This is a genomic window from Polynucleobacter sp. P1-05-14 (genome assembly GCF_018881675.1).
Taxonomy (GTDB): domain Bacteria; phylum Pseudomonadota; class Gammaproteobacteria; order Burkholderiales; family Burkholderiaceae; genus Polynucleobacter.
In genome coordinates this window covers 189,332-214,428 of sequence record NZ_JACVPV010000007.1, presented here as the reverse complement: position 1 = coordinate 214,428, position 25,097 = coordinate 189,332, and the positions used below count along the sequence as shown (strand labels likewise).

Genomic DNA, 25,097 nt, shown 5'->3' with positions numbered 1-25,097 from the left:
CCGATAAGGAGCTTAGAATGATCCAAGACCGTTTAAACAACCGACCTAGAAAACGATTAGGGTTTAAAACCCCCAATGAAGTATTTATGCAGTCCTTAAACCGTGTTGCACTTCGTGTTTGAATCTACGGGAATTAAAAATGAATCAAATCGAAAAAACAACCGACGCAGTAAACACAGCTGTCGTTTTAAACGACAACGCACTAACAACGGTAGGCACCTTTGCTAATGCTGTCAATCTATTAGCTGGCATGGAAGCAAAGCGCATTACTTGGGAACAGGGTGCTTATCGTACTAGCAATAGCGAGCTGTATGCAGTTTTAGCAGAGTGCTTAAGCTACTGCGGCGAGCTAGTGTTAGAGCAGGCAAAACAGCGTTCGGCAGCCTTAGAGCGTTTTTATAAAGAGCGAAACTACTCTTATAAATCGGAAGTGCCTTTAGCAACTCGTGTGGTTCGTGCAGTATTTGGCAATATTGACCGTCGTCGTATCAGCACTTATTCGCTCGTATTGCGTCAAGCACAAAAAGCTAAAGTGCAAACTGCTGACTTAGCACAGTGGATTGAAGATAACGGCGGCATACAAGAGATTCGCTTGGGTAAAAGTGCCACCTATATCAGCCCAAAAGCTAAAGCAGAGATTGCTAAAGCCGCTATTGCAGGGCGTAAAAGCTTCCTAGGCATTGCCAAGTCAGAGTTGTTATCGCATGTTGCGGATGCTGACTTTATGGGTGAGGCTTGCGTCTTGCTCGCTGAACAACAAGCAGATGGCAGCTTTGGTATTCGTGCGGTATTGCGAAACGAGGCTGTAGTGAATGCGGCTTATGCTGCCCTATATGGCAAACAGCAAGTAGCTCTCGCAGAAGCGAAAGCAGCTATTGAAGCAGCAAATGACGCTGACGGCGCTGTAGATACACAAACTCAAGCAGCTTAATAAAAATGGGGGGTGTTATGAGCGCCTCCCATTCAACCATTGAACAAATAAAGGAAACATATGTTGATCAACAAGGAGCCATTTCATGAGCCTCAAACGATTAGTGACATTATCTTTGGCAATCTCGAGAGTCGATTACGCATCGAAGACATTGTCAGCGGTGCCGAAGCATTACCTTACTGCGGCAAATCAGGAATCCTTTTATACGGAGTCTTTGGAACAGGCAAGACGACTCTCGCAAAGATGCTACCTAACGCAATTGAACAAGGCAAGACAGGTGAAGACTTAAGTTTGCCCGAAGAAATGATTGCGTGTCAGCAAGGCTTTACAGGTCCTCAAGTAATGAACTTGATCGAGGCAATTTTAAGTAGATCATCCATCAATGCCAGTGGACTGCACTACTTCATCATTGATGAAGTTGATAACTTAACCAAGCTCACACAGCAAAGTTTGAAGTCAGCGCTCAATACGACTAGGGGTGTATTCATACTAACTACTAACAACATCTCTCAATTAGATAAGGGATTATTGGATCGGTGCATCTTAGTAGAGATGAATGCGGCGCCTGCCAGTGATTACCTGGATGTGGCGAGAGCTGTTATTAGCAAGACAGGGGTTGATATTTCCGATGATGATTTATTGCCCACGATTCAAGCGGCAAATGGATCATTTCGTAACATCATCCACAACATTGGAAGACTGGCTCGTCGCAAGAGTCAGCACCCGCCACCAAATATCATTTATTAAGGAGAAGCTAAATGCCTAACATTACAAAAGAAGCTGACAAGCAAGTTCAATACATTATTGGTCATTCGATTGCTGAATTTGCAAATGAACATGGGTTTGAAAAAAAATTTCAAGAACAAAAAGAGTTTTATGATTCATTTAACAGCCAGATAGTAAATCAAGGGTATTCAGGGATGTCTTATCCCTCGAAATTAAGCGGGACCGCTCCAAATCTGCCTGATACGAAGCTCAATAATAACTATGACTATGAAGAGGCTTTTTTAGAAAGCTGGCAGACTAACCTTGGTAGCTTAAATCCAATCTTTGCTGAATACTTCTCAGGTAGCTCTCAGTGTTGTTGGTATGTAACTTATCAACTTAAGTTGCCCGGTAATATATACACTGCCTCAGTAAAGTATTGGGAAGATCGGAATCCACAACTAAGTATTTTTAGAAATGAATTGTAGTATTTAATTTGATGAATTTTTAGCCCACTTTTATAGTGGGCTTTTTTATTTGTCGTTTTAAACGACATCGCAAGCCACCTACCTTTTAACCCTGCGATTCCTCTGCTCAAACTCAATAGCCTCTTGTAATAGAGCCTTTTGCTTCTTAGACTCTTTATCTCGCTTGATTAAGTCTTTGCCTGTAATGACTTGTTGATCCTTAAGCAGCGACTCTAGCGTGGGCTTACTCTTCCCACGGGAATCGTTCACGACTTAACTCCTCCATGATTTCACTCTTACTCTTGGCAGCCTTTGTAGAGCGATTGGTGCCATGCTTTGCCCAGTGAGCTTGGTCAGCAAGAATTTCTTCTTGCTCTTTTTTAGAGTCCTCAGCCAATGAGGTTAGATTATCAGCTTTAACCTTGCCCACAAACTCTATGTTGAATTCATCAGCCATAAATCAATATCTAAAATTAATTTCCTAACGCTTTATTTTCAAAGGAGGCGCTATATTCTTCGGAGCTCAGGACCGTGTCATACAAGCCAACCTCTTCACCTTCATGCTTATTGATGCCTACATAAGCAAGAGAGGCATCCTCATATCTCTTGAACTTATAAACAGCATCATTCATGAGGGAGCTATTGAAAACACCAAGGCTAACCAAGAGCTCAAAGTCCTTGACATTTAATCCAGTCACTTTCTTAAATAAACCGGGCTCTAGCTGGGTGATGACATCCTTGAGGCTACGCTCACGATAGTCCGTTAGGTACATAAAGACTGGTACTCGAGTAGCGAACTTAATAAGCTTCTCTTGAATCTGCTTACGAACACTCTTGAACTCTTTCTCTTCATCAGTAAGAGTTTTCTTCTCTTTATCAGTCAGATCCTTTTTATTTGCCTTCTCTTTGAGCTTCTTAACTGACTCAGTCTTATTGATAATTGTTTCAATTTCTTGGTTCAGGTTGCGGAAACCCTCAATGTTCATCAATGCCTTCATAGCCGCTTCATTCTTCATAAGGCGAGCTAAGGTATTGTTATCCACATTGACGAGTAGGGCACTTTCCCACCGCCTAGCAAGAAGAGTTGCTGTAGTACCACTCATGGCAATATCTAAGATACCTGCAGCATCAATCTGCTTCATTGAGCTACCATCGTAGGCAAGTACAGGCAGGAAGTTAATAAACTCCTCTACCTTCTTCTCTGGATTAGTTTCATCCATATTCAAACGGCAGCTGTAGTCAGCAATCTGCCTCAGTGCACGATCAGGAGCAAAGTCGAACACATAACATTCTTCTTTGAGGATCTGCTGTTTGTTGGGGCTTAGGCTATCTGGATTCTTAATAGTCCACGGTGTCTGTACACGGAATGCAGCTTGAAAGTAAGTTTCTGGGCTGGAGGAATTCCTCAGCATGAAGATTCCACCCCAAGGTTTCACTGAGACACCTGTAGTTAACTTTCCACATGACAAGGTAATGGTCTTAGATTTAAGGGGGTCACCCATTGCGGCATATACAGGTGGGAGAGCCTCAACACCAAGTCCAGCATCATTACCTGCTGCCACCACTACTTTGTAGTCGTGATAAAACTTATTCTGCCTCTTTTCCAATAGGTTTGCCATTGCATGACACGAGGCAACCGTTGGAAGAAACCAGAAGGTATGGGAGAGCAGATCTAGCAAGCGAGCATCTGAGAACGGCATTGGGGGCTTCTTAGCACCCAGCTTGAGGTTATCTACAGTAGTCTCTGCGAAAGAGCCTCTAATGAGATCAAGCCACTTTTGAACCTCATTCTCGTATTTGAATTTTGCGCCACCACCTTCACCAGAAGCAGAGAAGAATGTATTTAAATCGAACTCATCAAACTCACCTTGCATTGCCACCTGCTTGATTGAGTCTGGTAATTGATAGGTGAGGAGAACCATCCGTGGAAGAGATAGGTAGGGATTGTTATCTCCTTTCCATTCTTCCTTAGCTCTTTGCTCGTCTGAGTAAGTCCAGTTAAAGATCTGCTCTTCTATGAATTCCCCAGAGGAGATTGCCCTGAAAGGTGTGCCCGATAGATAGAGGTAATTGTCGGTAGTGATTGGCATGATCTCTTCATCAAAGTACTCAATGCCTTCACCTTGCCCAAAGCTGAACTCTTTCTTGCTCTCAGCTTCAAAGAGCTCTTTTGCATGCTCTCTCCAAGATCCATAGTGGTACTCATCGAATACCACGCAATCCCAGTTAGTCGTATGCACCCATTCGTTCTTAGCCTTAATGCCGCCAGCAGAGTTCTTCCCTAAGTAATCCTGAAAAGAGCCAAAGCATATAAAAGGAGCCTTCTTGTCGGCATCCTCAAAAGAGAGACCGTCACGAGAGATGAATTGCCAACCCTTGAAGTCAACATGGGTTGCTAGATCTTCTTCCCATGCGCTTTGTACTGCAGGTTTAAAAGTTAATACAAGAATCTTCTTCCAACCCATTCTCTTTGCTAGTTGATAAGTGGCAAAGGTTTTCCCGAAGCGCATCTTTGCATTCCATAGGAAGTGAGGAGTCTTATCTTTATTTTCTTTTTTAAAGCTCTTGAAGTAGGCAATAGTCTTGTCTACTGCCGCCTCTTGTTCAGGGCGAAGACCAAAGTCTAGGACTCGATCATCCTCATTCTTTATCCCGGTTTTAACCTGAAGGATTGCAGCTTTTACATCCTTAACGGCACATTCAAACCACTCACCATCCGGATTTTTGAGACCCTTCTTGCGAAGTACTCTGTGAACATCATGGTCACTAAATGCACTTCCATCGGTACGCATTGCACTTTCTTCGAGCACGATTACATACGGAGGCTTGCCGGGTTTAACTATGGGGTACTGCTGAGCTATTCGAGTTTGGGCATCCTTTGTAGTGAAGCCAACCTTTAGCAATCCTGTATATTGAGGATTGGTGTCCTGATATGCATAGATAGTAGGGTTGGACTCAACCTTGGGAGGGAAGAACTCTTTTGGCATTTTATTAACCATTCGCCGGTAAAATTCTTGAGTCAATAAACTCCCACTCTTCTTGTGTAATTCCCCAAAGATTGCAAAGAATTTCGTCCGTATAGTCTCCTTGATAAACTCCTAGGTCCGGTACATATCTAAAATTTTTCCTATTTACATCCTGGGAAATAACCGTTTGCAATATTAAAAAGCGCACTATTTTTGTAAACAAATATGACCTAAAAGATAGAGCTTCACTCTTTGTGTCGAACGCTCCGGCAACTATCCACGACTCAGTACAACACTCTCCGGGGTCAGAAATAATTGCATTCCTATCATGGTAGAACCTAATCGGCTTACCAAAATCAGTCTGTCCGGCAATGGGGGCTTTTGGGATAAGCAGCTTCCATTTATTTAATAAGCCATTAGTGTCGGTAATATCACTCTTGGTTGCAAATTTAAGACCAATCTTCTGTATAAATCTACATGGTATCCCACTTGTTTTTGGCTCGTAATTTGTAGGTATTCCAAACGGTTGGATAGAAGAAACTACTTGGTCAAGGAATTTTTTACTAGTTTTCTTGTTGCCAACAACCTTATTAATTATTGGAATCGATTTAGATTGTCTTATAAAAATATCAAATTCATCCAGCCTCCTAGTGGTCGAGAATCTAGTGCCATTCGAATTACTTGTCACCTTGCAGTCAGCATCATGGTCTCTTTCCCACAAAAAATAGCAAACTCCTCCTGCAATGTCTACGCCAGGGAAAACATCTGACGCATTTTCAAAATCTACCAAATGACTAATTCTTCTATCCGATAACATCTCATTGCGAAATTTATCTAAACCAAATCCACCAGAAAACCACCGCGCAGGAATAATCATGCAAAGATATTTTGGATTTAATTTTTTAGCTTGTGTAACAAATAATTGATATATAGGTTTAGCCTGTCGACCAGACCCTCCTGTATCTAGTTGATAAGGCGGATTGCCTATGATCACATCAAATTTCATCTTTAAAATATCTCCAATATTTTTTGTATGCAAAAATTCATAAGCATGGGACTCTAAGGATGGATCTCTTGTATATTCCGTCTCATTAGCGCCACATATAGAACATTTCCCAGAGGCCCACTCGTGATCTACTCTTGAAAAGTGAATATTTCCACTCTCGGTTTTAAATGAATTTGTTATGGAGTACTCTGTATTTGCATATTTTGAACAATATAAGGTTCTTCGACTAAGTAATGAAGTCAGCTCTGTTATTGCAACTCCGAATACTTGGTTTTTTAAAATATGGTCAATTCTCTTTTGCTTATTTGGGATTTTTTTCTCTAACCCCTTATCAAGCCTTTTTACAATTTCCCTTAAAAAGACTCCCGACTTGCAAACTGGATCTAAAAATTTAGAATTCTCATTACTCCATAATTCTTTAGGAAAAATATCCAATATTTCATTTACAAGTTGCGGCGGTGTAAAGACTTCATCATTGCTTAAGTTAGCAAGGCAAGTTAGTACATCCGGGTTGTAATTAGTTATCACGGACATCGGCAATCTTGAATATATGGGTTACCGGATAATCCTTTACCGGATCTGGAATAAACACATCATCGCCCAAGTCAGAAAAGAGCGGCAACTCTTGAATTGCAGATTGTGCAATAAGCTCATGAAATGCAAAATCTCTTCTCTTTAGACCGCCACCAACAGGTGACCACTCAGAAAAAATAATACCCCTCAGAGATAATGCATCTCCACACACTATATTTCTATCAAGAATATATTTAACTGAACGCTTTACTTCTTCACGACATTTTTCGAAAGGCTTAAACAGTCTTTCTCTGCATTTCTTAACATTGTCTGGAAGAATATCTATTCCATAGATAGAAGAGGCGGCGATAATTGCATAACGATCCCAGTCAGCCTCGCTCTTTCCATAACGATCGGTCACTACAGTAAGTTTTCTATCTAAGACTTCAGCAAGGAAGTTTCCAGTACCACAGGCTGGCTCTAGAAACCTAGAGTCAATGCGATCAGTTTCATGCTTTACCAAATCAAGCATTGCATCTACTTCACGCTTGGCTGTAAATACCTCACCGTGATCTGCCACACGCTGCTTAGATACAACTTGGGAGTCTGAAGCCCCTTCTTTCGTTTCAATGCTCATTTCTATGGTTTTAGCTTTCTTTTGATTATTTTTATAACTACCATTTTGCGTTATTTGCTACACATGATCAATTTTGTCGTTTAAAACGACATTATTAGCCCAGTGGCTCACTTAATGAGCCTGCACAATCCTATTCTGATCCCACAACACCTCTTCTAGGAGAAACCCGTGAAATATCTACTCACTATCTTTTTGCTTGCTCAGGCAGCACTTTATGCCCAAAAGAGCTTCGCTCAAGTCACCAATTTAGACAATTCATCCTACAACATGCAAAACAGCCAATACAACATGGATAACTCGCCATACAACATGCGTAATAGTCCATACAACATTGATAACAGTGCATATAACGCTAGTTCCAAAAATGGGGTTTATGACAACTCAGGCAGTCGCATTGGGTATGAAGTTAAGGCTCCCAGTGGCGTTACCAATTACTTTGATAACTCAGGTAGCCGCATTGGCTACACCCCTTCAAAAAGATGATCGTAGGACTGTTACTTGGCGCATGGCTTGCCATTATTCACCCCCAGCCAGTAATGGCTCAAGCAGCTATTGACTGCGCCAGAATCATTGGACTGCCCAGACTAAAAACAATGGATAAGCATTTAAATAGAGTTGTAGTTATAGATGAGATGCATACAGTTCCAGCGTATGCAGTTAAAACCAGAAAAGAGTTTTTTACTGAATACTTCAAAATTACTAAGCTCACACAATGAGCCTGTAATATCAAGCTACCAACCTTTCTTGAAAGCGACGTATGGGTGACATGGAACGACTCCACAAGATCAAATACATGATTCAGGCACGTCAATGCGTGCCGCTTGATGACTTCTTGAGTGAGCTGGAAATATCCAAGGCAACCTTTAAGAGAGATCTTGAATACCTACGAAGCAGGATGAATGCGTCGATTGTGTATGACAGATTTAAAGGTGGCTACTGTTTTGATGGGCAAAGCATTGGCGAAAAGATTGAGTTGCCCGGCTTATGGTTCTCTGAAAAGGAAGCAACAGCTCTCGTTCTGATGCAACACCTACTATCGGGTTTAGACAAAGGCGGCTTAATTGCACCTCATATTGCACCACTTACTTCAATCATTGACGGCATTCTTGGGCAAAGCAATACGCCAGCTAAAGAGCTTCGCAAGAGATTAAAAGTATTTGGGATGTCTGCTCGCAAAAGCTCTATTGAAAACTTTGAAGAAATTGGAAGCGCCCTACTAAATCGTAAGCGACTCCAAATTGCCTATTACGCTAGGGGCACTAATGAGACTACTGAGCGAGAAATATCACCGCAACGATTAATCTTCTATAGAGATAACTGGTACTTAGATGCTTATTGCCATTTGCGCAAAGACTTAAGAAGCTTCTCGCTTGACGGAATTAGTAAGGCAATTATTACCAATGCAAAAGCGGATGAAATATCTGAAAAGCAACTACATGAACACTTCGCAGAAAGCTATGGGATCTTTTCGGGCAAAGCTGATCAGAGAGCCAAGCTAAAGTTCAATCCAGAGAAAGCAAGATGGGTAAGTAGCGAGACTTGGCATGGACAACAGGTAGGATCTTTTGACAAAGAGGGTAACTACATCTTAGAGTTTGATTACAACCAAGATCCTGAGCTAGTAATGGATATATTGAAATACGGCTCGGGCGTTGAAGTATTAGCGCCAGCTAGCTTACGCAAGCGGGTCAAAGATGAGTTATTAAAATCTATAAAAAATTATTAACACCACAGATAGTCTTATTTCACTAAAGCGTATAAATTAAGCATATGAATCCAGAATTTATAAAAGTTGTTGCGTTTGCTGCAGAAAAGCATAAAACCCAGCGCAGGAAAGATGCTGACTCTTCGCCTTACATTAATCATCCAATAGCATTGGCTAATGTTTTAGCCAATGAAGGCGGAATAATAGACCACAATGTTTTATGTGCCGCCGTTCTTCATGACACTATTGAAGATACCCAAACAACTGCTGAAGAGTTAAGAGGGTTATTTGGGGACAAGATTACCTCAATCGTTCTCGAAGTAACCGACGATAAAAGCATAAAAGATAAAGCGGTGCGTAAACAGCTACAAGTAGAGCATGCCCCTCACGCATCTCACGAGGCTAAGTTAGTTAAGTTGGCTGACAAAATTTGTAACCTCAGAGATATCTTAGCTTCTCCTCCAGCCAATTGGGACTCCGAGCGAAAACTAGAGTATTTCAAGTGGGCAGAACGGGTTGTAGCTGGAGTTCGAGGCACTAACGCATACCTAGAAAAGATTTTTGATGCACTGCTAGTTGAAGGCAATAAGAGCTTTTCATGACCACAATGAAACCTTACAAGGTTGAGTCTTACGATTCGTATGACTCACCAGACGAAAGAAGACCAATCCTTGAAGGAGAGTTTGATACTTATGAAGAGGCATTAGCCTTTTCTAAAGAGATGGTCGCTAAGTTTATTAGAGAGAAAATCAACCAAGGTCAAAGCGCTGCGGATGCTGCAAACTCATACCGCTATGGCGCTGATGTCCCAATGATTTTTGGTGGAGGCGATGACGATGAATCCTTTCAGCCTTATGACTATGCTGATTTAATTGCGGTTGAACTAGCCAATAGTAAAACTTAATCACCAGATTGATCTGGATTGACCTCGTAATCCTCAATCACCTTATCGCTCATAGAATTTAAGTGTTTTAGATCAGCTATGAGCCTGACATCGTCATAAGAAATAAATGTGCACATATCAGATAGTCGAGCATTTGTCATATATGAAAATACTGGGCGTCGAATTTCTGTAAAAAACTTCTCCTGCCTCTCTATTGGCGCCACTATGTGCATTTTTATTTTTACATCTGGCTGAAGTGCAACTAGGTCTGCCATTCTCAGAATTCCAGAATAAATTGATGTTGTATCTTCAACCTCAAAAGCTCTCGCAATTGATCTTTTATTTTTCAACCAAATAACATCTATCAAACCAATCGTACTTAAGGTTCGGTTGTCATACGAGAGCGGTAATTTAGTCAACAACTTACTTGGATCTTTAGGCTGCCACACTTTAGATACTCGCACTCGATCAGGATTGGGTAGCCAGATATCAAAACCCATAGCCTCACCAATTTTTGCCAACAACCCTTGAATTCTTATTGACTCTCTGACCTCTCCATCAGCAGCAATATCTTCTACCTCATCTTTATCCGTTGATATGGTGACCGTAATTTCATTTGCAGTATTGCTTCCTGAGACCTCTTGTGGGGCAGAGAATTCTCCACGCCATAACTCTTTAACTGGAGCGTAATAGCAATATTCTGAGATCTTGCGAGCATCCCCAATAACACCGTTCGCTTTGATTGCCTGCGCAAGAATATCGTTTGATTGAGTAATTTTGTCGCCAATAGTCTGTGCGTCAAACTCCCCAATATAAGGGGATTCGAGGCATTCCAATAGCAACCTTCTATCTTTAAGTGAAATAACTGAAAGATTATTAAATGGGTCAAATGCCGCTAAAAACACTGAAATGGTATTTCCACTTTTGCCAGTCAGATAAATCTTTTGCGCCTCGTCCATTCCATAGAGCTCATCAATATATTGAGCCTTTAGCTTTGGATCTTGCTCAGTAAGAACCTTATTAACCACTGCACCTAATTTTCTATTCTTGTGCAACTCGTTAAAAAGGCGACGCCACGCACCTTGAGAAACCATTGCCTTCGCAATAGCTTCTGTGTCTTTGTTGTTGCCCTTGCCGTTTCTATCGAGGATTTTGATGACCTTATCGCAATCATCATCGGAAATTAGCTCAGAATCAGCGCCCATGACTCGGTTAGCCCAAAACTCCCGAAATTGGGCGCTCTGATCACTCCATACAGCCGTTTTCTGAGCGACATCATAGGTAGCCTCAAATTCGGGCAAAAAGGCTGAGAAGTTCATTTCAGACATTGCTTGGATCCTTTGATCTATATCCAAGAAGTATAGGCTGACACTGCCCGCTTTAATGTGTCGTTTAAAACGACAATTCATGCCACTGCCCTCCGCTCCAAGCCATATCCTAGAACGCTTTTTGCCAGCGGAGCCTTATTTTTCGGCACTTTGCGGGTGGTGTGTCACACGGTGTGTGCTACGGTGAAAACCTTGGTTTTCTAAGTGCTTGATTTTATTGGGAAAAGGGTTGAAAACCTCAGAACCTTGTGCTTTATGATTCCGTCGCTCTAACCAGCTGAGCTAATTCGCCGAACTCGTTATTGTAAATGATCGGCATGCATCTGTCTAAACGAATCAAGCCTTTTTGCCTTCAGGGGCGTCTAAGCGCCTATTTGATCTGAAAGGTGCTGACAGCCTCATCTCGGCCATAAAGGACATTAAATTCGATTTTCTTGGCTAAAAAGAGCTTTTTCAGGACCTCATCCTTGTTCTCAAACACAATCGCGGTTTGATCAGGGTAATGCGAAAAAGGGTCGCTATTAACGTCTACTGCCACCCCATCAATCTTGATTTGCTTGATTGAGCGTTTATAAAACTTATCGGGACGTATAAAAATGAGGCGCTTTACATACTTATCTAAAACGAGCTTTTGACCCTGGTCGTTGGTCTTGAAGTAATAGACCAACTCCTCTTTGCCATTGGTAGTCATGTCGCGCTCTTCATCCCACTTAGCGTAAATACTTGAACTCGCTATGGCACAAATAAATATCAAGGCCAATTGGCTCAATACAAAAACAGATTTCTTTTGAGAGGAATTCATCCCGTGATCATATCAGCCAGATGAACACCTAAAAAGTAGAAAGCGTAATATTCTCAAATAATGAATTCATTTCTCTTGCGCCTTCTCAGTTTCCTGCTCTTGAGTAACTGCTTCCCTATCGCCGCTTCTGCAGCCCAAATCTTCATCACCAATTACCCATCAGAGGCCAATGCCAAAGTCTTTGTCACAAAGTACCAATCCGAAGCAAACTGCATTGTGTATGACACCCAATACCCCAGTGATAACGATCCGGGTGTTTGGTTCTATACAAAATACAAGGGCGATGCCCGTGCCGTGATTTATTACACCCAATATAAGTCTGAAGCTGATCTCATTGTGTATTTCACTAAGTACAAAAGTGAAGCTCGCTGCCGTTACTAATAAATATCTCTTAAGCCCCCATTTATCTCATGAGACTTCTTTCTATATCCACCGGCAAAGTAGCTCCTTTATTTGGCAATCACCACCCTAATTACAAATCAGTTGCTTCAGCCATTCGCAAGAAGGTGGTCAGTGATTTAGAAAATCCTGTTCTAGTTGAAATTACTCCACTGGGCATTAAAGGTGATGAGCAAGCTGACCTATCAGTACACGGCGGAATTGAAAAAGCCATTTATGTTTATCCAGCAGAGCATTACATTTTCTGGAATCAACTACTCACCAGAGAAACTAAGCAGCCAGTTGATTTGCAATATGGTGCCATCGGTGAGAACTTCACGATCGAAGGCCTGCTAGAAACAGAAGTGTTTGTTGGGGATAAATTGGTTGTTGGCGAGCTTGAATTTGCTGTAGTCAAACTACGTGAGCCTTGCTTCAAATTCAACGCTGCCGTTGGTTATAAGGGTGCAAGCAAAGCCATGCTGCAGTCTGGCTTTAGTGGTTGGTATTTGCGGGTACTCAAAACTGGAGCTCTCACTGCTGGAGCTGAAATTACTTTAATTCCAGGTTCAAGAGAAATCTCTATTGCCCAGCAAAATCAAAAGCTTTTAAACGGTCGCAATCAAAAAGATTTGTGGGAATAAAAAAACCCGACCATTTCTGATCGGGTTTCTTATTTGATGCAGACTAAAACTGCTTAGTCACGTGCGTAGATATCTACGTCTTTAGTTTCACGTACAAACAGTGTACCGATTACCAATGTCATCGCAGCGATGATGATTGGGTACCAGAGACCGTAGTAAATGTTACCGTTTTGCGCTACCAAGGCGAAGGAGATCGTTGGCAACAAGCCACCGAACCAACCGTTACCAATGTGGTATGGCAAGGACATAGAGGTATAACGAATACGAGTTGGGAACATCTCAACTAACATCGCAGCGATTGGGCCATAAACCATGGTTACCAAGAGCACTAAGTACACCAATAAGCACAACACAGCAAAGTAGTTAATCTGTGCTGGATCAGCCTTAACAGGATAGCCTTCCTTGTTCAAAGCCTCACGAATTGCCTTCTTAAACTCAGCATCTTTCGCTTTTGCTTCAGCAGGATCAATGCCCTTAGATGTATATCCAGGGATTTCGATATCGCCAATTTTCACAACAGCAGTGGCACCAGCTGGAGCCGCAACAGTTGTATAGCTAGCAGAGTTCGAGGCCATCACTTGTTTTGCAATATCGCAAGAGCTTGTGAACTTCGCTGTACCAGTTGGGTTGAACTGGAATGTACATTCAGCTGGGTCAGCAGTAATAGTTGCTGGCGCTGTTGCCATTGCCTTTTCCAACGCTGGGTTAGCAAAGTGTGTCAAAGCATTAAACACGGAAACAGGGGTGTTAGGGATGTAAGTAATTACAGCCAATAACAAACCGCCCATGATGATCACTTTACGACCGATCTTGTCAGACAGGCTACCAAAGACCACAAAAAATGGTGTGCCGATTACTAATGAACCAGCAATCAACAAGTTCGCTGTCTTAGCATCTACTTTCAACACTTGTGTGAGGTAGAACAAAGCGTAAAACTGACCTGTGTACCAAACCACCGCTTGACCTGCAACCAGACCAAACAATGCCAAGATCACAATCTTCAAGTTCTTCCATTGACCGAATGACTCTGTCAAAGGCGCTTTAGACAATTTGCCTTCTTCTTTCATCTTCTTGAAAGCTGGAGATTCATTCATGGACAAACGAATCCATACAGAAACTGCCAACAACCCAATAGAAACGATGAAAGGAACGCGCCAGCCCCAAACGTCAAAGTCTGGACCAGTGAATTCACGTGTGAACAAAATCACGAGCAAGGAGAGGAACAAGCCTAAGGTAGCTGTTGTCTGAATCCAAGCTGTGTATGCACCACGACGACCATGAGGAGCGTGTTCTGCAACGTAAGTAGCAGCACCACCGTACTCACCGCCCAAAGCCAAACCTTGAAGCATACGCAATGCGATCAAGATCACTGGAGCAGCAACGCCGATGGTTGCATAGTTAGGCAGAATACCCACGATGAAAGTTGCGCCGCCCATCAATAAGATGGTTACCAAGAAGGTGTATTTACGGCCAATCAAATCGCCGAGACGACCAAACACCAACGCGCCAAATGGACGCACGATGAAACCAGCAGCAAACGCTAACAAAGCAAAAATGAAGGCAGAGCCAGCATCTAGGCCAGAGAAGAATTGCTTAGCAATAATTGCCGCAAGTGAACCGTAAAGATAAAAGTCGTACCACTCAAAAACCGTACCTAAAGATGATGCAAAGATAACTTTGCGTTCTTCAGCGGTCATTGGGGCTGCTTTAGTTGATGTTGACATCAGTAGCTCCTAACTATTTTTATTAAATAAATAACAACGGGTCGATTATGCTTTGAAAAAATTCAAAGAAATCCACTAGTTAGGGTAATTCCCCATCAAATAGGATCGGGGTTTTCCCGAGATATTTGGGAATTAGAGGTAGCTACGCAACACCTATGAGCCCAGCGTTGATGCAATTAACGCGTTTTAGTAATAAACATTTTGGGTACGTGCAGATCCCAATAAATAGCAGCTGCGCGCAGTCCAAAAATTCCGAGCATACAGATCACGGAGCCCTCAACAACATACTGAGGCAAGAAGTTCAGCACCAGAACATAGGCGCAACAACCCAAAGTCACTGGAATGGCATAAAGCTCATGCGACATGATGAGCGTTTTTCTGCCAGCCAAGACATCGCGCAATAAGCCACCGCCAATGGCAGTAATCACACCCAAAATGACTGGCGCAATAGGCAGACCATAACCCATGCCCCATGCCTTATCAGCACCCTGAATCGCAAAGAGAGCAGCACCAAATCCGTCGATATACAGCATCCACCGATAAATTTGCGGTTGGGTAAAGAAAGATTCTGCAAAGAAGGTGAGGATGCTAGCGCCGAGTGCAAGCCACACATACATTTGGTTCTCAGACCAGAAAATGGGTGCTTCTAAAATAATGTCGCGAATAGTGCCGCCGCCAATGGCGGTAATTAAACCCAGTACCAAGACGCCAAAGAGGTCTACGCCACGATCTGCAATAGCTAAGACACCCGTTACCGCAAAGGCCATGGTTGCAATGATGCCAATCCAGAAATTAATGTCTTCCATAACATTGAGTCTAATGCACTTTGTCTGAGCACAGACTTGAATGACCATCCTCAATATACTGTCAGCTATGTGTGCAAATAAGGTGTTGATATGACCTCCAAGCTGTATAGCTTTTGGCGCAGCTCCGCCGCTTTTCGGGTTCGCATTGCCCTCAATCTCAAGGGTATGGATTATCAAATCATTCCCGTACATCTCGGTAAAAATGGTGGAGATCAATTGGGCGAGGAGTATGGCAAGAAAAATCCCAGTCGCCTAGTGCCTCTTCTAGAAGATGGCAAAAAAAGTATTCATCAATCCTTAGCCATTATTGAGTACCTCGAAGAGATTCAATCTGAGCCAGCACTTCTACCAACACTAGCGATTGATCGCGCATGGGTGCGTGCTATTGCAATGGATATTGCGAGCGATATTCACCCAATCAATAATTTACGGGTGTTGCGTTATCTGATCAAGAAACTCGGCATCAGCAGTGAGGCGAGGGATGAATGGTATGGGCACTGGATCAAGGTTGGACTCGAAAGTGTAGAGATGCAATTAAGTCTTGATCCACGGGTTGGGAGATTTGCCTATGGCGATCAACCTGGCTTGATTGATGTCTGCTTAGTGCCCCAACTCTTTAATGCACTAAGCGCAAAAGTAGATGTAAAGCCTTACCCCACTCTCATGCGAATCTTTCATGAATGCATGACATTGCCCGCCTTTAACGATGCCTCTTGGGAAAAACAAATGGATGCTGAGGGACTAAATCCCGTTGCTCCACCACAAAAATAAAGAGAGCGTCAGCAAAGAACTCACGGTAGTAATTAGTACCACTCTAGAAATCACACTACCGTCAGCCTTGTAGTACTGCGCCAACATAAAGGGGCCCGTACCAGTGGGTAGCGCGCTGAGTATGACGATGGCACTTACCCACAATGCTGGCAACTCCAAGATGGGGCCCGCAATGACCCAAGCAATCAAGGGTTGAAGAATCAACTTTGTCAAACTGATACCCCAAGCCCGAGCAGGAGCGGCAGTACTTTTTTGCATCAGAAATAAACCGATGGCAACGAGAGCGCAAGGTGTTGATGCGGCAGCTAAGAACGCAATTACTTGTGCAATCGGATCATACAAAGTTAAATCGCTCGAGGCCCACAATAGACCCGCAACTGGAGCTATTAACAAGGGATTAGTGCAAAGCGATTTAATGACGCTTAAACCAATCTCATGCGGCTTCTTATGCGACAAGATGCCAATCTCAATCAAGACCGTCGCCAGGGCAAACATGACAAACACAATGAAGGTGGAAATAATCGCAGGGGCTAAACCATCTTGGCCAAGGGCAAGTGCGCACAAAGGAATCCCCATATACCCAGTATTTGAATAAGAGGCGCTGAGGCTATCAAAACTGGCTGCCGCTAAATCGCGATGACATACCCAGCTTACCAAGAGCACCAGTAGAAAAACAATTAAACAACTTAGAAAAAAAGCAGTGATGAAACCAGGTTGCCAAAGCGTTTGCCATCCACTATTGGCGGCAAAGTTAAATAGTTGCGCAGGCAATGCCAACCAAACAACAAAACGATTGAGCTCAACTGAAGCATTAATGCCTAACTTACCAGTACGCCCACCAACATACCCAATCAATATGAGTAGGAATACTGGGAGAACTACATTAAATACGTAGAGCAAAATATTTAACGAGTGATAGTTAAGAGATTAGGAAATTTTCTTCAGCGTCTTCATATAACGCTGCGCATTTTTGACATATCGACCAGCGATATCGTGGATGCCAGCAATCTGCTCCGGGGTCAACTCTTTTACCGCCTTAGCGGGAGTCCCCAAAATCATGGAGCCATCCGGAAATTCTTTTCCTTCGGTAACAAGCGCGCCCGCACCTACGAGACAGTTTTTTCCAATCTTTGCGCCATTCAAAATCACCGCGCCAATGCCAATCAAACTACCGTCTCCGATGTAGCAACCATGCAGCATCACTTGATGACCAACAGTGACCTGCTTACCAATGATGAGTGGATAGCCTGGATCGGTGTGCAAAACAGAAGCATCTTGCACATTGCTGCCTGCGCCGATTTGAATGAGGTCGTTATCGCCGCGGATAACGACTTTAGGCCAGATACTCGCATCTTGATGAAGTTCAACCTTGCCGATCACTTCTGCGCTGTCGGCAACCCAAGCACCCTCAGCTAGATGAGGGGCATTTCCGTCTAGTTCAAATATAGCCATTACTTATTATAGGTATCATTCAGGGCATGGATAAACGTTGTAGCCATAAAGCAGTATTACTAGTTTAGTTGGCGCCCTGTTGTATAAGAATTTTTTTGGTTTATCATCGTTTTTACATACACCTAAGGGAGAACCCATGAAAAAAATCCTCATCGCATTGGCCGCTTTAGCCGCATTTTCCGGTCTTACTCAAGCACAAGAAACCATCAAGGTATTAAGCACGCAAGAGCTCGCGAATGTTTGCAAACTTCCTGCAAGCCCAGAATCCCGTAGCTTCTGTATTGGTTTTACTACTTCTGTTTATGAAACTTATTTAGCAACTCGTCACCCACAACGTGCGAAGCCATTTATTTGCGTTAAGCAACCTGCTCCAGCACGTGATGAAGTCATTGGTGATTTTGTGAAGTTTGCCAATAGCACTCCACAAGTTGCAGACAAACCAGCAGCAGGTGTTTTCTTGGGCTTCTTAGCTTCACGCTTCCCTTGCGCCAGAAAATAATCTAAGTAACTTAGACAAACGAATACCCATTTAAAGGATCAGTTGAGATGAAAAAAATTATCGCAATTACCGCAGCAACTTTAGCAATCGCTGGTTGCTCAAACATGAGCAACACAGAGCAACGTACACTCTCAGGCGCAGGCATTGGCGCAGCAGCTGGTGCTGTTGGCACGGCAATCTTCCACGGCAATCCTATCTGGGGCGCAGTTGGTGGTGCAGCAGTGGGTGCAGCATCTGGCTATGTCTATGATGCTTACAAGAAAAATGAAGCTGCTAATTACAACTCCGGTTATAACGCTGGTAAAAATAATCAGCCAGCTCAGGCACCTAATTAATAAGCCTAGCTAAGCAGAATACCCAGGCCTATTGAGGCCCGAGTTCAGCAACACAAACCCAGCTCGTATTAATTTACCAGCTGGGTTTTTATTTGAATCTGTCCTGCTAATGCTTTATGGATTGGACATTTATCTGCAATCTCAAGTAAGCGCTCTTTTTCTTCAGCACTCAAGTTGCCTTGCAACTGAATCTCGCGGGAGAATGTTTCAACATCATCATTCCGTTCGATATCAACAGTTACGATAGCATTGTCTAATTTCATTTCTTTGCGCCCAGCGTACATCTTTAAAGTCATTGAGGTACAGGCTGCCAAAGCAGCACCAAGATATTCGTGAGGACTTGGGCCGGTATCAGAGCCTCCTTTAGAAACTTCAGCATCAGACAAAAAATGTAAATCACCAGCAGTTAATTTCTGCTGAAGGGGGCCTTGGCCAAACTGCGAAACTACTTTTCTCATAAGAATCCTAAAAAATTATTAATGCAAAAAAATCATCAAGACTGACTTTAACTGGAATGGGATTTGCTTGCTTTTGCTACGATGGGTAATTGCGCCTTCTTCCAAGCACTAAAGCCACCCTCTAAGTGGCATATATTAGGGACACCCATTCTCTGGAGGGTTTGTGTTGCTAGGGCCGAACGCCAAGCTGAGGCGCAATACAACACGATCCTCTTGCCTTCCCCAAAGATTGGTTTGTAATAAGGGCTGTCAGGGTCAACCCAAAACTCCAACATTCCCCTGGGGGCATGCAGCGCATTTGGAATCATGCCCTCTCGCTCTAATTCACGAACATCCCGTATATCCACAAACACCACATTTGTATCTACCAATAAATCTGACGCCATTTCCAAGGAGAGCGTCTCAATTTCAGCCATTGCCTCCTGAATGAGCTCTTGATACCCAATCTTTAATTTCACCAAAATCTCCTAAATTAACAATGTCTGAGCCTCACCAAGCACCTGCTACCATTCTGCTATGAACTTTACCCCCACAGAACTTGGTGCGAGCATTATTTTTGCAATTGCTGTTTTGCATACCTTTTGCACAGGCTATTTTGAAACGATTGCTAAAAAATCGCCTCGACATGCTGGTCTTTGGCATCTCCTTGGTGAAGTAGAAATTGTTTTTGGTTTTTGGGCTGCCATACTGGTTATTTTTATTTCCTTATATGACGACTTAGGGACTGCTAAGAACTTTCTGAATAAACGCAATTTCACAGAACCACTCTTTGTTTTTGCCATCATGATTGTGGCTGGCACAAAACCCATTCTGTATTTTTCTACTCAAATTTTGCATGTGCTGGCCAATGGCCTGCAATATCTTTTGCGTATCAGAAGCGCTCCTGCTTTATATTTTTTAACTCTAGGGGCCACACCACTCCTTGGCTCTTTGATCACCGAGCCTGCAGCGATGACTCTGGCTGCTTTTTTATTGCGCGATCTTGTCTATCGTCACCAATGTTCTAAAGCGCTTCTATTTGGCACCCTTGGCGTGCTCTTTGTGAATATCTCCATTGGAGGCACACTCACCAATTTTGCTGCTCCGCCTGTTCTGATGGTGGCCTCTACCTGGGGATGGAGTTCAGCATTTATGTTTAGCAACTTTGGTCTAGAGTCTTGCATTGCGATCTTCATCAATGCTCTGGCAGCAACGCTTTTATTTCATCGCCAATTGATTGAACCAAATGCCGATAAAGGGGAAGTAAAAATTCCTTTCGCAGTCATTTTGACGCACCTAGTTTTCTTATTTGGTGTGGTTTACTTTGCGCATGATCCGATTATTTTCACGTGGATTCTGCTCTTCTTTATTGGTTACACCACGGCATATCCAAAACATCAAAGTCCTCTCATCCTGAAAGAAGCGCTTTTAGTAGGATTCTTCCTGGGTGGCTTAGTAGTATTGGGTTCATTGCAAGGATGGTGGCTGCAACCCATTCTCGAAATGATGAGCCCTACCGCAGTCTTTTATGGCAGTCTTGGTTTAACTGCTTTCACTGACAATGCGGCACTCACCTATTTAGGATCATTGGTTACGGGAACCTCACCGGAGTTCAAGCTGGCATTAGTGGGTGGAGCGGTTGCCGGTGGTGGCCTCACCGTTATTGCTAATGCCCCCAACCCAGCGGGTATTGCGATCTTGCGTGGCCACTTTCCTGGGCATACGGTTTCAGCGCTGTATTTATTGATTGCGGCCATTCCGCCCACCATCGTGGCAATTCTGGCTTACAGACTCATATAAGAACAACTTGGGTCTTAGGCGGTAAAATCTGAGCTTCGCCCCCAGCTATACACCTGAGAACGGCATATGAAAAAGCTCTACATCAAAACCTTTGGCTGTCAAATGAACGAGTACGACTCGGGAAAAATGGCAGACCTCCTGCATGCGGATGAAGGCATGGTCATGACGGATCGACCTGAAGATGCCGACGTGGTTCTTCTCAACACCTGCTCTATCCGCGAAAAAGCGGAAGATAAAGTCTTTTCAGATTTAGGACGGCTGCGTGAACTCAAAAAAACGAAGCCTGACTTACTGATTGGTGTTGGTGGCTGCGTTGCCAGCCAAGAAGGTCAACAAATTGTTAGCCGCGCTCCTTACGTAGATGTTGTGTTTGGACCTCAAACACTCCATCGCTTATCCGACCTCATTGCACAGCGTCGCAAAACAGGCATCTCACAAGTGGATATTTCTTTTCCTGAAATCGAAAAGTTTGATCATCTTCCCGCATCTCGCCAAACTCGTGGCTCTGCATACGTCTCCATCATGGAAGGTTGCTCTAAGTATTGCAGCTACTGTGTTGTGCCATATACGCGTGGTGAAGAAGTCTCAAGACCATTTGATGATGTGCTGACAGAAGTCGCTGGCCTAGCAAGTAAAGGCGTCAAAGAAATTGTTCTGCTTGGTCAAAATGTAAATGCCTACCTTGGCAAGATGGGTGACACTGAAGAAATCGCTGACTTTGCTCTATTAATTGAATACATTGCTGAAATTCCTGGGGTTGAACGAATTCGCTTTACCACCAGCCATCCTAAAGAATTTACACAACGCCTCATCGACGTCTACGCCAAAGTGCCTAAGCTTGTTAGTCACCTGCATCTGCCCGTACAACATGGGTCGGATTCTATGCTCTCAGCGATGAAACGTGGCTATACGGCACTGGAGTTCAAGAGCATTATTCGCAAGATGCGCGCTGTTCGTCCCGACCTGACACTGTCGAGTGATTTCATTGTGGGTTTCCCAGGAGAAACTGAGGCTGACTTTGAAAAACTATTGAAGATAGTGAAAGATCTGAACTTTGATAACAGCTTTTGTTTTATCTTTAGCCCACGTCCAGGAACTCCAGCAGCGAATCTTCACGATGACACACCATACGAAGTCAAACTCAAGCGTCTCCAAACTTTATTGGCATTGGTTGAGGGACAGGCAAACCAAATTAGCCAAAAAATGCTGGGTAATACTGAAAGAGTATTGATTGAAGGTCTTGCCAAAGATGGCATCAACTTACAAGGTCGCGCTGAAAATAATCGCGTCATTCATTTCACAGCACCCGTTCAAGATATTGAGAGCCTGATTGGTCAATTCGTAGACATTCGTATTACGGAAGTTCTGAACTACACCCTCAGAGGCGATTTGGTAGAAGCACATGTCAGCCAATAATAAAAGTACTTCTCCCAAGCTAGCGATTGAGTTGCAATACGCTAGCCCGGCGATTGAGTCCTCCGTAAATAAAGTGGCTTCCTCAACCCTAATTAAGAAATGGGTCAAAAGCTCTACGGCACTTGGTGGCTTAATTACCCTACGCTTTGTAAATGCTGCGGAAGGTAAAAAGTTGAACTTGGCTTTTCGTCAAAAAGATTACGCCACCAATGTTTTAACTTTTCCTTACGAGCTTTCAAAAGAAGCTGTAGTAGCAGATATTATTTTTTGCCTACCGGTTCTGCAAAAAGAAGCTAAAGAGCAAAGTAAATTACTAAAAGCCCATTTGGCCCATTTAATTGTGCACGGCTGCCTTCATGCTCAAGGCCATGATCACGAGATAGGCCGGGATGCTAAAAAAATGGAGTCCCTGGAAATCCAGAGTCTCCAAAAATTGGGCTTTGCTAACCCCTATTCTTGATTTGCCATATTTCTACGCTATTCTTGCTATATGCCTGACCCCAATAAATCCCTTTTAGATCGCTTGGCTGATTTTTTAACTCCGCAGCCAACGGAACCCAGTGAACGCCGCCAAAAGCTGATTGATACCCTTCGGGAAGCTCAGGCTGAGGGATTAATTGATGCCGATGCCCTCTCCATGATTGAGGGCGTGTTTCAAGTAGGGCAGTTATGCGCTCGCGATATCCTCGTACCCCGCGCCCAAATTGATTGGATCGATATTGGCCAGCCCCTCTCTGAAATCATTAAAAGCGTTATTGAAGCAGCTCACTCCCGCTTTCCTGTGTTCGAAGGTAGTCGAGATAACGTCATTGGTATTTTGTTAGCAAAAGATTTATTACGTCACGCTACTGAGAAAGATTTTCAGGTCCGCGATTGGTTACGTCCTGCGGTATTCATTCCAGAATCCAAGCGTCTTAGCGTCCTATTACGGGACTTCAAAGATAACCGCAACCATTTAGCTATCGTAGTTGACGAATATAGCGGCGTTGCCGGCATCATCACCATTGAAGATGTGCTCGAGCAGATCGTTGGCGACATTGAGGATGAACATGACGTCGATGAAGAAGCGGACAACCTCATCGCTTTGGATAACGGCGACATTCGCGTTAAAGGCATTACCGAGCTTGAGCAATTCAATGAAAGACTTGGCACTCATTTTGAAGTAGAAGATATTGAGACTGTGGCGGGCTTAGTGATTCAGCATTTAGGCCGCGTCCCTAAAATGGGTGAGCTCATTGAAATAGGTGGCATTGAATTTGAAGTGCAGCGCGCCGACCCAAGACAAATTCATATTCTGCTTGCACGACAATCCAATAAAAAATCAGACTGAGATTTACATTGTTTGATCAGCACTCCAATCATTCGGGCATGAGCATCAAAATCTTTTCAGTTTGCATTCTGTTTGTATTGGGAGCGGTCCTTGCTGCCGTTGCTGAGTTACCCTATGGTGGCTGGATTCAGATCCCCGTTCTCAGCCTTCTGTGGTGGCGTCTTGATCAGAAGCCCATCTCCTTTAAAAAACAATTTGTCTTAGGCCTCCCATTCGGCATCGCTTATTTTGTTGTAGGTCTATGGTGGCTTTACATCAGCCTGCATGATGTTGGTGGCATGAGTGCGCCACTTGCTTGTATGGGTGTATTCCTGCTCTCTGCTTATGTGGCGCTCTATTTCTCATTGGCAACACTTGCTATTCCACTGTTTAAACAGAGTCGCTTATTTGGCCTGCTGTTGGCAGCGAGTTGGGTTCTTGCAGAATTTCTACGGGGCTATATCTTCACTGGATTTCCTTGGATGGGCTTTGCAGAAACCCAGTTCAATGGCCCATTTGCGCCTGTCGCACCCTTCTTTGGCGGGCTAGCATGTACCTTTTTGGCAGTATGGGCCTCCTGGGAAATTTACCAAGCCCGTAAGCATGTCATTTCTAGCATGTTCCTCATATTGGCTGTCATTGGGATTTCTCAAAGCGCTAATTTATTTACTTTCACCAAGCCAGTTGGAGAGCCAATTAGCGTTCGCTTAATTCAAGGCAACTTTGAACAAAGTCTGAAATTCAATCCTCAAGCTATTGGCAGGCAAATCGATTTCTATGCTGGAGAAATTACTAAAGAAGCAGCCAACCTTATCATCATTCCTGAGACTGCGTTTCCATGGCCACTTCCCAATTTGCCAATTGGCTTATTTAATTACCTGCAAGATTTTTCCAATAAAGGTAACAGCAACATTCTGCTTGGCTTGATCGGCGAAGTGCCTGGAGAAGGCGGTATGCAGTATTCGAATCGCGCTACTGGACTCTCGCCCAATGCATTGCCCTATCAATACGATAAAGCCCACCTCGTTCCCTTTGGAGAATTTATCCCTCTAGGTTTTCAGTGGTTCGTTAAAGCCTTTCATGTACCCATGAGCGACTTTGCAAGAGGAAAACTAGATCAACCCCCCTTTGCGATTGTGCGCAAGGATCAAGATGATCTTCATGCGGCAATTACGATTTGCTATGAAGACGTCTTTGGTGGCGAACTCGCCTCCCGCATTCAACATAGCGACCAGCCAGTCAACCTACTTATTAACATGACCAATCTAGCCTGGTTTGGGGATTCTCAAGCATCCACTCAACAACTCAGGCTTTCACAATTGCGCTCCCTGGAAACTGGACTTCCCGCCTTGCGTGCCACCAATACCGGAATTACTGCAGTTCTTGGTCCTGATGGCAGAGTACTAAAAGCGCTCCCGGAATTTACCCAAACAACCCTCAGCACCCAGGTTCAGGCGTATTCTGGAAAAACACCTTATGTCATTTGGGGCAATTTACCGATTTTGGGTATTTCTTGCCTGCTCTTGCTTTGGGGTCTGATTCGTCACAGGCGTTTTTAAGCATTTTTAACTCTAGAGTGCTCT

The 25,097-nt window shown here is 43.5% G+C and carries 30 protein-coding genes; 18 read left to right on the top strand and 12 right to left on the bottom strand.

Annotation, left to right across the window (positions count from 1 at the left end; genetic code table 11):
- The first annotated feature begins 139 nt into the window (after window positions 1-139).
- Genes ICN37_RS05900 through ICN37_RS05890 form a run of 3 tightly spaced genes read left to right on the top strand, consistent with a single transcriptional unit; the run spans window position 140 to window position 2,124 of the window.
- Window positions 140-931, top strand: a complete 792-nt coding sequence (locus tag ICN37_RS05900) for a hypothetical protein (protein WP_216155552.1) — start codon at window positions 140-142, stop codon at window positions 929-931.
- A 60-nt stretch (window positions 932-991) separates the two neighbouring features.
- On the top strand, window positions 992-1,678 hold the full coding sequence (locus ICN37_RS05895; protein ID WP_216155548.1) for an AAA family ATPase: 687 nt from the start codon (window positions 992-994) through the stop codon (window positions 1,676-1,678).
- A gap of 11 nt (window positions 1,679-1,689) precedes the next feature.
- The gene (locus ICN37_RS05890) at window positions 1,690-2,124 is read left to right on the top strand and encodes a hypothetical protein (RefSeq protein WP_216155545.1); all 435 of its coding nucleotides are present in this window, start codon (window positions 1,690-1,692) and stop codon (window positions 2,122-2,124) included.
- Between the two features lie 223 nt (window positions 2,125-2,347).
- On the opposite strand, the gene ICN37_RS05885 is transcribed toward ICN37_RS05890, so the two are convergent.
- The 4 genes from ICN37_RS05885 to ICN37_RS05870 are packed head-to-tail and all read right to left on the bottom strand — an operon-like array spanning window position 2,348 to window position 7,225.
- A complete protein-coding gene (locus tag ICN37_RS05885; protein WP_216155542.1) occupies window positions 2,348-2,560 on the bottom strand; it encodes a hypothetical protein in 213 nt (70 codons plus the stop codon).
- A gap of 16 nt (window positions 2,561-2,576) precedes the next feature.
- A complete protein-coding gene (locus ICN37_RS05880) occupies window positions 2,577-5,090 on the bottom strand; it encodes a GIY-YIG nuclease family protein (protein ID WP_255538471.1) in 2,514 nt (837 codons plus the stop codon).
- Window positions 5,091-5,094: 4 nt separating this feature from the next.
- A complete protein-coding gene (locus tag ICN37_RS05875) occupies window positions 5,095-6,609 on the bottom strand; it encodes an Eco57I restriction-modification methylase domain-containing protein (protein ID WP_216155536.1) in 1,515 nt (504 codons plus the stop codon).
- A complete protein-coding gene (locus tag ICN37_RS05870; RefSeq protein WP_216155533.1) occupies window positions 6,593-7,225 on the bottom strand; it encodes an SAM-dependent DNA methyltransferase in 633 nt (210 codons plus the stop codon). Before ICN37_RS05870 ends, ICN37_RS05875 begins: the two co-directional genes overlap by 17 nt.
- Window positions 7,226-7,393: 168 nt before the next feature.
- Here ICN37_RS05870 and ICN37_RS05865 point away from each other — a divergent pair, with 168 nt between their 5' ends.
- From ICN37_RS05865 to ICN37_RS05845, 5 genes are read left to right on the top strand one after another with little or no spacing between them, the layout of a single operon-like run.
- Complete coding sequence (locus ICN37_RS05865; protein WP_216155530.1) at window positions 7,394-7,708, top strand: hypothetical protein; 315 nt, start codon at window positions 7,394-7,396, stop codon at window positions 7,706-7,708.
- A complete protein-coding gene (locus ICN37_RS05860; RefSeq protein ID WP_216155527.1) occupies window positions 7,705-7,941 on the top strand; it encodes a hypothetical protein in 237 nt (78 codons plus the stop codon). Before ICN37_RS05865 ends, ICN37_RS05860 begins: the two co-directional genes overlap by 4 nt.
- A gap of 50 nt (window positions 7,942-7,991) precedes the next feature.
- Entirely contained in the window at window positions 7,992-8,951 is a 960-nt protein-coding gene (locus ICN37_RS05855; protein ID WP_216155525.1) for a YafY family protein, read from the top strand.
- Window positions 8,952-8,995: 44 nt separating this feature from the next.
- Entirely contained in the window at window positions 8,996-9,532 is a 537-nt protein-coding gene (locus tag ICN37_RS05850) for an HD domain-containing protein (RefSeq protein WP_216155522.1), read from the top strand.
- Window positions 9,529-9,834 carry a hypothetical protein gene (locus ICN37_RS05845; protein WP_215284886.1) on the top strand — a complete coding sequence of 102 codons (306 nt, stop codon included), beginning with the start codon at window positions 9,529-9,531 and terminating at the stop codon, window positions 9,832-9,834. The genes ICN37_RS05850 and ICN37_RS05845 overlap by 4 nt, the downstream gene beginning before the upstream one ends.
- Here ICN37_RS05845 and ICN37_RS05840 read toward each other — a convergent pair.
- Window positions 9,831-11,141: a hypothetical protein gene (locus tag ICN37_RS05840; RefSeq protein ID WP_216155519.1), complete on the bottom strand. Its 1,311-nt coding sequence runs from the start codon at window positions 11,139-11,141 to the stop codon at window positions 9,831-9,833. The genes ICN37_RS05845 and ICN37_RS05840 overlap by 4 nt on opposite strands.
- 370 nt (window positions 11,142-11,511) lie before the next feature.
- Window positions 11,512-11,943 carry a hypothetical protein gene (locus ICN37_RS05835; protein ID WP_216155516.1) on the bottom strand — a complete coding sequence of 144 codons (432 nt, stop codon included), beginning with the start codon at window positions 11,941-11,943 and terminating at the stop codon, window positions 11,512-11,514.
- Between the two features lie 60 nt (window positions 11,944-12,003).
- Here ICN37_RS05835 and ICN37_RS05830 point away from each other — a divergent pair, with 60 nt between their 5' ends.
- Together ICN37_RS05830 and ICN37_RS05825 are read left to right on the top strand one after the other, a co-directional pair.
- Window positions 12,004-12,324: a DUF6150 family protein gene (locus tag ICN37_RS05830; protein WP_216155513.1), complete on the top strand. Its 321-nt coding sequence runs from the start codon at window positions 12,004-12,006 to the stop codon at window positions 12,322-12,324.
- Window positions 12,325-12,353: 29 nt separating this feature from the next.
- Window positions 12,354-12,965, top strand: a complete 612-nt coding sequence (locus tag ICN37_RS05825; RefSeq protein WP_216155510.1) for an MOSC domain-containing protein — start codon at window positions 12,354-12,356, stop codon at window positions 12,963-12,965.
- Window positions 12,966-13,018: 53 nt separating this feature from the next.
- Here the strand turns inward: ICN37_RS05825 and ICN37_RS05820 are convergent, their stop codons facing one another.
- Both ICN37_RS05820 and ICN37_RS05815 read right to left on the bottom strand, forming a co-directional pair.
- A complete protein-coding gene (locus ICN37_RS05820; protein ID WP_215321015.1) occupies window positions 13,019-14,689 on the bottom strand; it encodes an MFS transporter in 1,671 nt (556 codons plus the stop codon).
- Between the two features lie 176 nt (window positions 14,690-14,865).
- Window positions 14,866-15,495 (bottom strand): trimeric intracellular cation channel family protein, encoded by a 630-nt coding sequence (locus ICN37_RS05815; protein WP_216155508.1) that lies wholly within the window; start codon window positions 15,493-15,495, stop codon window positions 14,866-14,868.
- A 90-nt stretch (window positions 15,496-15,585) separates the two neighbouring features.
- On the opposite strand from ICN37_RS05815, the gene maiA reads away from it, so the two are divergent.
- Window positions 15,586-16,266: a maleylacetoacetate isomerase gene (gene maiA, locus ICN37_RS05810; RefSeq protein ID WP_216155505.1), complete on the top strand. Its 681-nt coding sequence runs from the start codon at window positions 15,586-15,588 to the stop codon at window positions 16,264-16,266.
- On the opposite strand, the gene ICN37_RS05805 is transcribed toward maiA, so the two are convergent.
- Together ICN37_RS05805 and ICN37_RS05800 are read right to left on the bottom strand one after the other, a co-directional pair.
- Window positions 16,237-17,166, bottom strand: coding sequence for an AEC family transporter (locus ICN37_RS05805; protein ID WP_216155503.1), 930 nt, complete (start codon window positions 17,164-17,166; stop codon window positions 16,237-16,239). The two genes, maiA and ICN37_RS05805, sit on opposite strands and share 30 nt — an antisense overlap.
- Window positions 17,167-17,193: 27 nt before the next feature.
- Entirely contained in the window at window positions 17,194-17,718 is a 525-nt protein-coding gene (locus ICN37_RS05800; protein ID WP_215321019.1) for a gamma carbonic anhydrase family protein, read from the bottom strand.
- Window positions 17,719-17,854: 136 nt separating this feature from the next.
- Between ICN37_RS05800 and ICN37_RS05795 the strand changes: the two genes are divergently transcribed.
- Both ICN37_RS05795 and ICN37_RS05790 read left to right on the top strand, forming a co-directional pair.
- Complete coding sequence (locus ICN37_RS05795) at window positions 17,855-18,217, top strand: Rap1a/Tai family immunity protein (RefSeq protein ID WP_216155501.1); 363 nt, start codon at window positions 17,855-17,857, stop codon at window positions 18,215-18,217.
- A 47-nt stretch (window positions 18,218-18,264) separates the two neighbouring features.
- Window positions 18,265-18,552 carry a glycine zipper domain-containing protein gene (locus ICN37_RS05790; RefSeq protein ID WP_215358625.1) on the top strand — a complete coding sequence of 96 codons (288 nt, stop codon included), beginning with the start codon at window positions 18,265-18,267 and terminating at the stop codon, window positions 18,550-18,552.
- A gap of 68 nt (window positions 18,553-18,620) precedes the next feature.
- Here ICN37_RS05790 and ICN37_RS05785 read toward each other — a convergent pair whose 3' ends face one another.
- Both ICN37_RS05785 and ICN37_RS05780 read right to left on the bottom strand, forming a co-directional pair.
- A complete protein-coding gene (locus ICN37_RS05785; protein WP_215321021.1) occupies window positions 18,621-19,010 on the bottom strand; it encodes an OsmC family protein in 390 nt (129 codons plus the stop codon).
- Between the two features lie 47 nt (window positions 19,011-19,057).
- Window positions 19,058-19,468 (bottom strand): rhodanese-like domain-containing protein, encoded by a 411-nt coding sequence (locus ICN37_RS05780; protein WP_216155500.1) that lies wholly within the window; start codon window positions 19,466-19,468, stop codon window positions 19,058-19,060.
- Between the two features lie 58 nt (window positions 19,469-19,526).
- Between ICN37_RS05780 and ICN37_RS05775 the strand changes: the two genes are divergently transcribed.
- The 5 genes from ICN37_RS05775 to lnt all read left to right on the top strand — a co-directional run bounded on the left by ICN37_RS05775 (window position 19,527) and on the right by lnt (window position 25,073).
- Window positions 19,527-20,789, top strand: a complete 1,263-nt coding sequence (locus ICN37_RS05775) for a putative Na+/H+ antiporter (RefSeq protein ID WP_216155497.1) — start codon at window positions 19,527-19,529, stop codon at window positions 20,787-20,789.
- Window positions 20,790-20,855: 66 nt separating this feature from the next.
- On the top strand, window positions 20,856-22,205 hold the full coding sequence (miaB, locus tag ICN37_RS05770) for a tRNA (N6-isopentenyl adenosine(37)-C2)-methylthiotransferase MiaB (RefSeq protein WP_216155496.1): 1,350 nt from the start codon (window positions 20,856-20,858) through the stop codon (window positions 22,203-22,205).
- Entirely contained in the window at window positions 22,192-22,665 is a 474-nt protein-coding gene (gene ybeY / locus ICN37_RS05765) for an rRNA maturation RNase YbeY (protein WP_216155473.1), read from the top strand. The genes miaB and ybeY overlap by 14 nt, the downstream gene beginning before the upstream one ends.
- A 30-nt stretch (window positions 22,666-22,695) precedes the next feature.
- Window positions 22,696-23,535, top strand: a complete 840-nt coding sequence (locus tag ICN37_RS05760; RefSeq protein WP_216120259.1) for an HlyC/CorC family transporter — start codon at window positions 22,696-22,698, stop codon at window positions 23,533-23,535.
- A gap of 38 nt (window positions 23,536-23,573) precedes the next feature.
- The gene (gene lnt, locus ICN37_RS05755) at window positions 23,574-25,073 is read left to right on the top strand and encodes an apolipoprotein N-acyltransferase (protein WP_216155471.1); all 1,500 of its coding nucleotides are present in this window, start codon (window positions 23,574-23,576) and stop codon (window positions 25,071-25,073) included.
- Window positions 25,074-25,097: the final 24 nt, after the last annotated feature.

Coding starts and splice junctions, on each gene's coding strand:
- ICN37_RS05900 (WP_216155552.1), top strand. CDS start 140: ATGAATCAAATCGAAAAAACAACCGACGCAGTAAACACAGCTGTCGTT.
- ICN37_RS05895 (WP_216155548.1), top strand. CDS start 992: ATGTTGATCAACAAGGAGCCATTTCATGAGCCTCAAACGATTAGTGAC.
- ICN37_RS05890 (WP_216155545.1), top strand. CDS start 1,690: ATGCCTAACATTACAAAAGAAGCTGACAAGCAAGTTCAATACATTATT.
- ICN37_RS05885 (WP_216155542.1), bottom strand. CDS start 2,560: ATGGCTGATGAATTCAACATAGAGTTTGTGGGCAAGGTTAAAGCTGAT.
- ICN37_RS05880 (WP_255538471.1), bottom strand. CDS start 5,090: ATGCCAAAAGAGTTCTTCCCTCCCAAGGTTGAGTCCAACCCTACTATC.
- ICN37_RS05875 (WP_216155536.1), bottom strand. CDS start 6,609: ATGTCCGTGATAACTAATTACAACCCGGATGTACTAACTTGCCTTGCT.
- ICN37_RS05870 (WP_216155533.1), bottom strand. CDS start 7,225: ATGAGCATTGAAACGAAAGAAGGGGCTTCAGACTCCCAAGTTGTATCT.
- ICN37_RS05860 (WP_216155527.1), top strand. CDS start 7,705: ATGATCGTAGGACTGTTACTTGGCGCATGGCTTGCCATTATTCACCCC.
- ICN37_RS05855 (WP_216155525.1), top strand. CDS start 7,992: ATGGAACGACTCCACAAGATCAAATACATGATTCAGGCACGTCAATGC.
- ICN37_RS05850 (WP_216155522.1), top strand. CDS start 8,996: ATGAATCCAGAATTTATAAAAGTTGTTGCGTTTGCTGCAGAAAAGCAT.
- ICN37_RS05845 (WP_215284886.1), top strand. CDS start 9,529: ATGACCACAATGAAACCTTACAAGGTTGAGTCTTACGATTCGTATGAC.
- ICN37_RS05840 (WP_216155519.1), bottom strand. CDS start 11,141: ATGTCTGAAATGAACTTCTCAGCCTTTTTGCCCGAATTTGAGGCTACC.
- ICN37_RS05835 (WP_216155516.1), bottom strand. CDS start 11,943: ATGAATTCCTCTCAAAAGAAATCTGTTTTTGTATTGAGCCAATTGGCC.
- ICN37_RS05830 (WP_216155513.1), top strand. CDS start 12,004: ATGAATTCATTTCTCTTGCGCCTTCTCAGTTTCCTGCTCTTGAGTAAC.
- ICN37_RS05825 (WP_216155510.1), top strand. CDS start 12,354: ATGAGACTTCTTTCTATATCCACCGGCAAAGTAGCTCCTTTATTTGGC.
- ICN37_RS05820 (WP_215321015.1), bottom strand. CDS start 14,689: ATGTCAACATCAACTAAAGCAGCCCCAATGACCGCTGAAGAACGCAAA.
- ICN37_RS05815 (WP_216155508.1), bottom strand. CDS start 15,495: ATGGAAGACATTAATTTCTGGATTGGCATCATTGCAACCATGGCCTTT.
- maiA (WP_216155505.1), top strand. CDS start 15,586: ATGACCTCCAAGCTGTATAGCTTTTGGCGCAGCTCCGCCGCTTTTCGG.
- ICN37_RS05800 (WP_215321019.1), bottom strand. CDS start 17,718: ATGGCTATATTTGAACTAGACGGAAATGCCCCTCATCTAGCTGAGGGT.
- ICN37_RS05795 (WP_216155501.1), top strand. CDS start 17,855: ATGAAAAAAATCCTCATCGCATTGGCCGCTTTAGCCGCATTTTCCGGT.
- ICN37_RS05790 (WP_215358625.1), top strand. CDS start 18,265: ATGAAAAAAATTATCGCAATTACCGCAGCAACTTTAGCAATCGCTGGT.
- ICN37_RS05785 (WP_215321021.1), bottom strand. CDS start 19,010: ATGAGAAAAGTAGTTTCGCAGTTTGGCCAAGGCCCCCTTCAGCAGAAA.
- ICN37_RS05775 (WP_216155497.1), top strand. CDS start 19,527: ATGAACTTTACCCCCACAGAACTTGGTGCGAGCATTATTTTTGCAATT.
- miaB (WP_216155496.1), top strand. CDS start 20,856: ATGAAAAAGCTCTACATCAAAACCTTTGGCTGTCAAATGAACGAGTAC.
- ybeY (WP_216155473.1), top strand. CDS start 22,192: ATGTCAGCCAATAATAAAAGTACTTCTCCCAAGCTAGCGATTGAGTTG.
- ICN37_RS05760 (WP_216120259.1), top strand. CDS start 22,696: ATGCCTGACCCCAATAAATCCCTTTTAGATCGCTTGGCTGATTTTTTA.
- lnt (WP_216155471.1), top strand. CDS start 23,574: ATGAGCATCAAAATCTTTTCAGTTTGCATTCTGTTTGTATTGGGAGCG.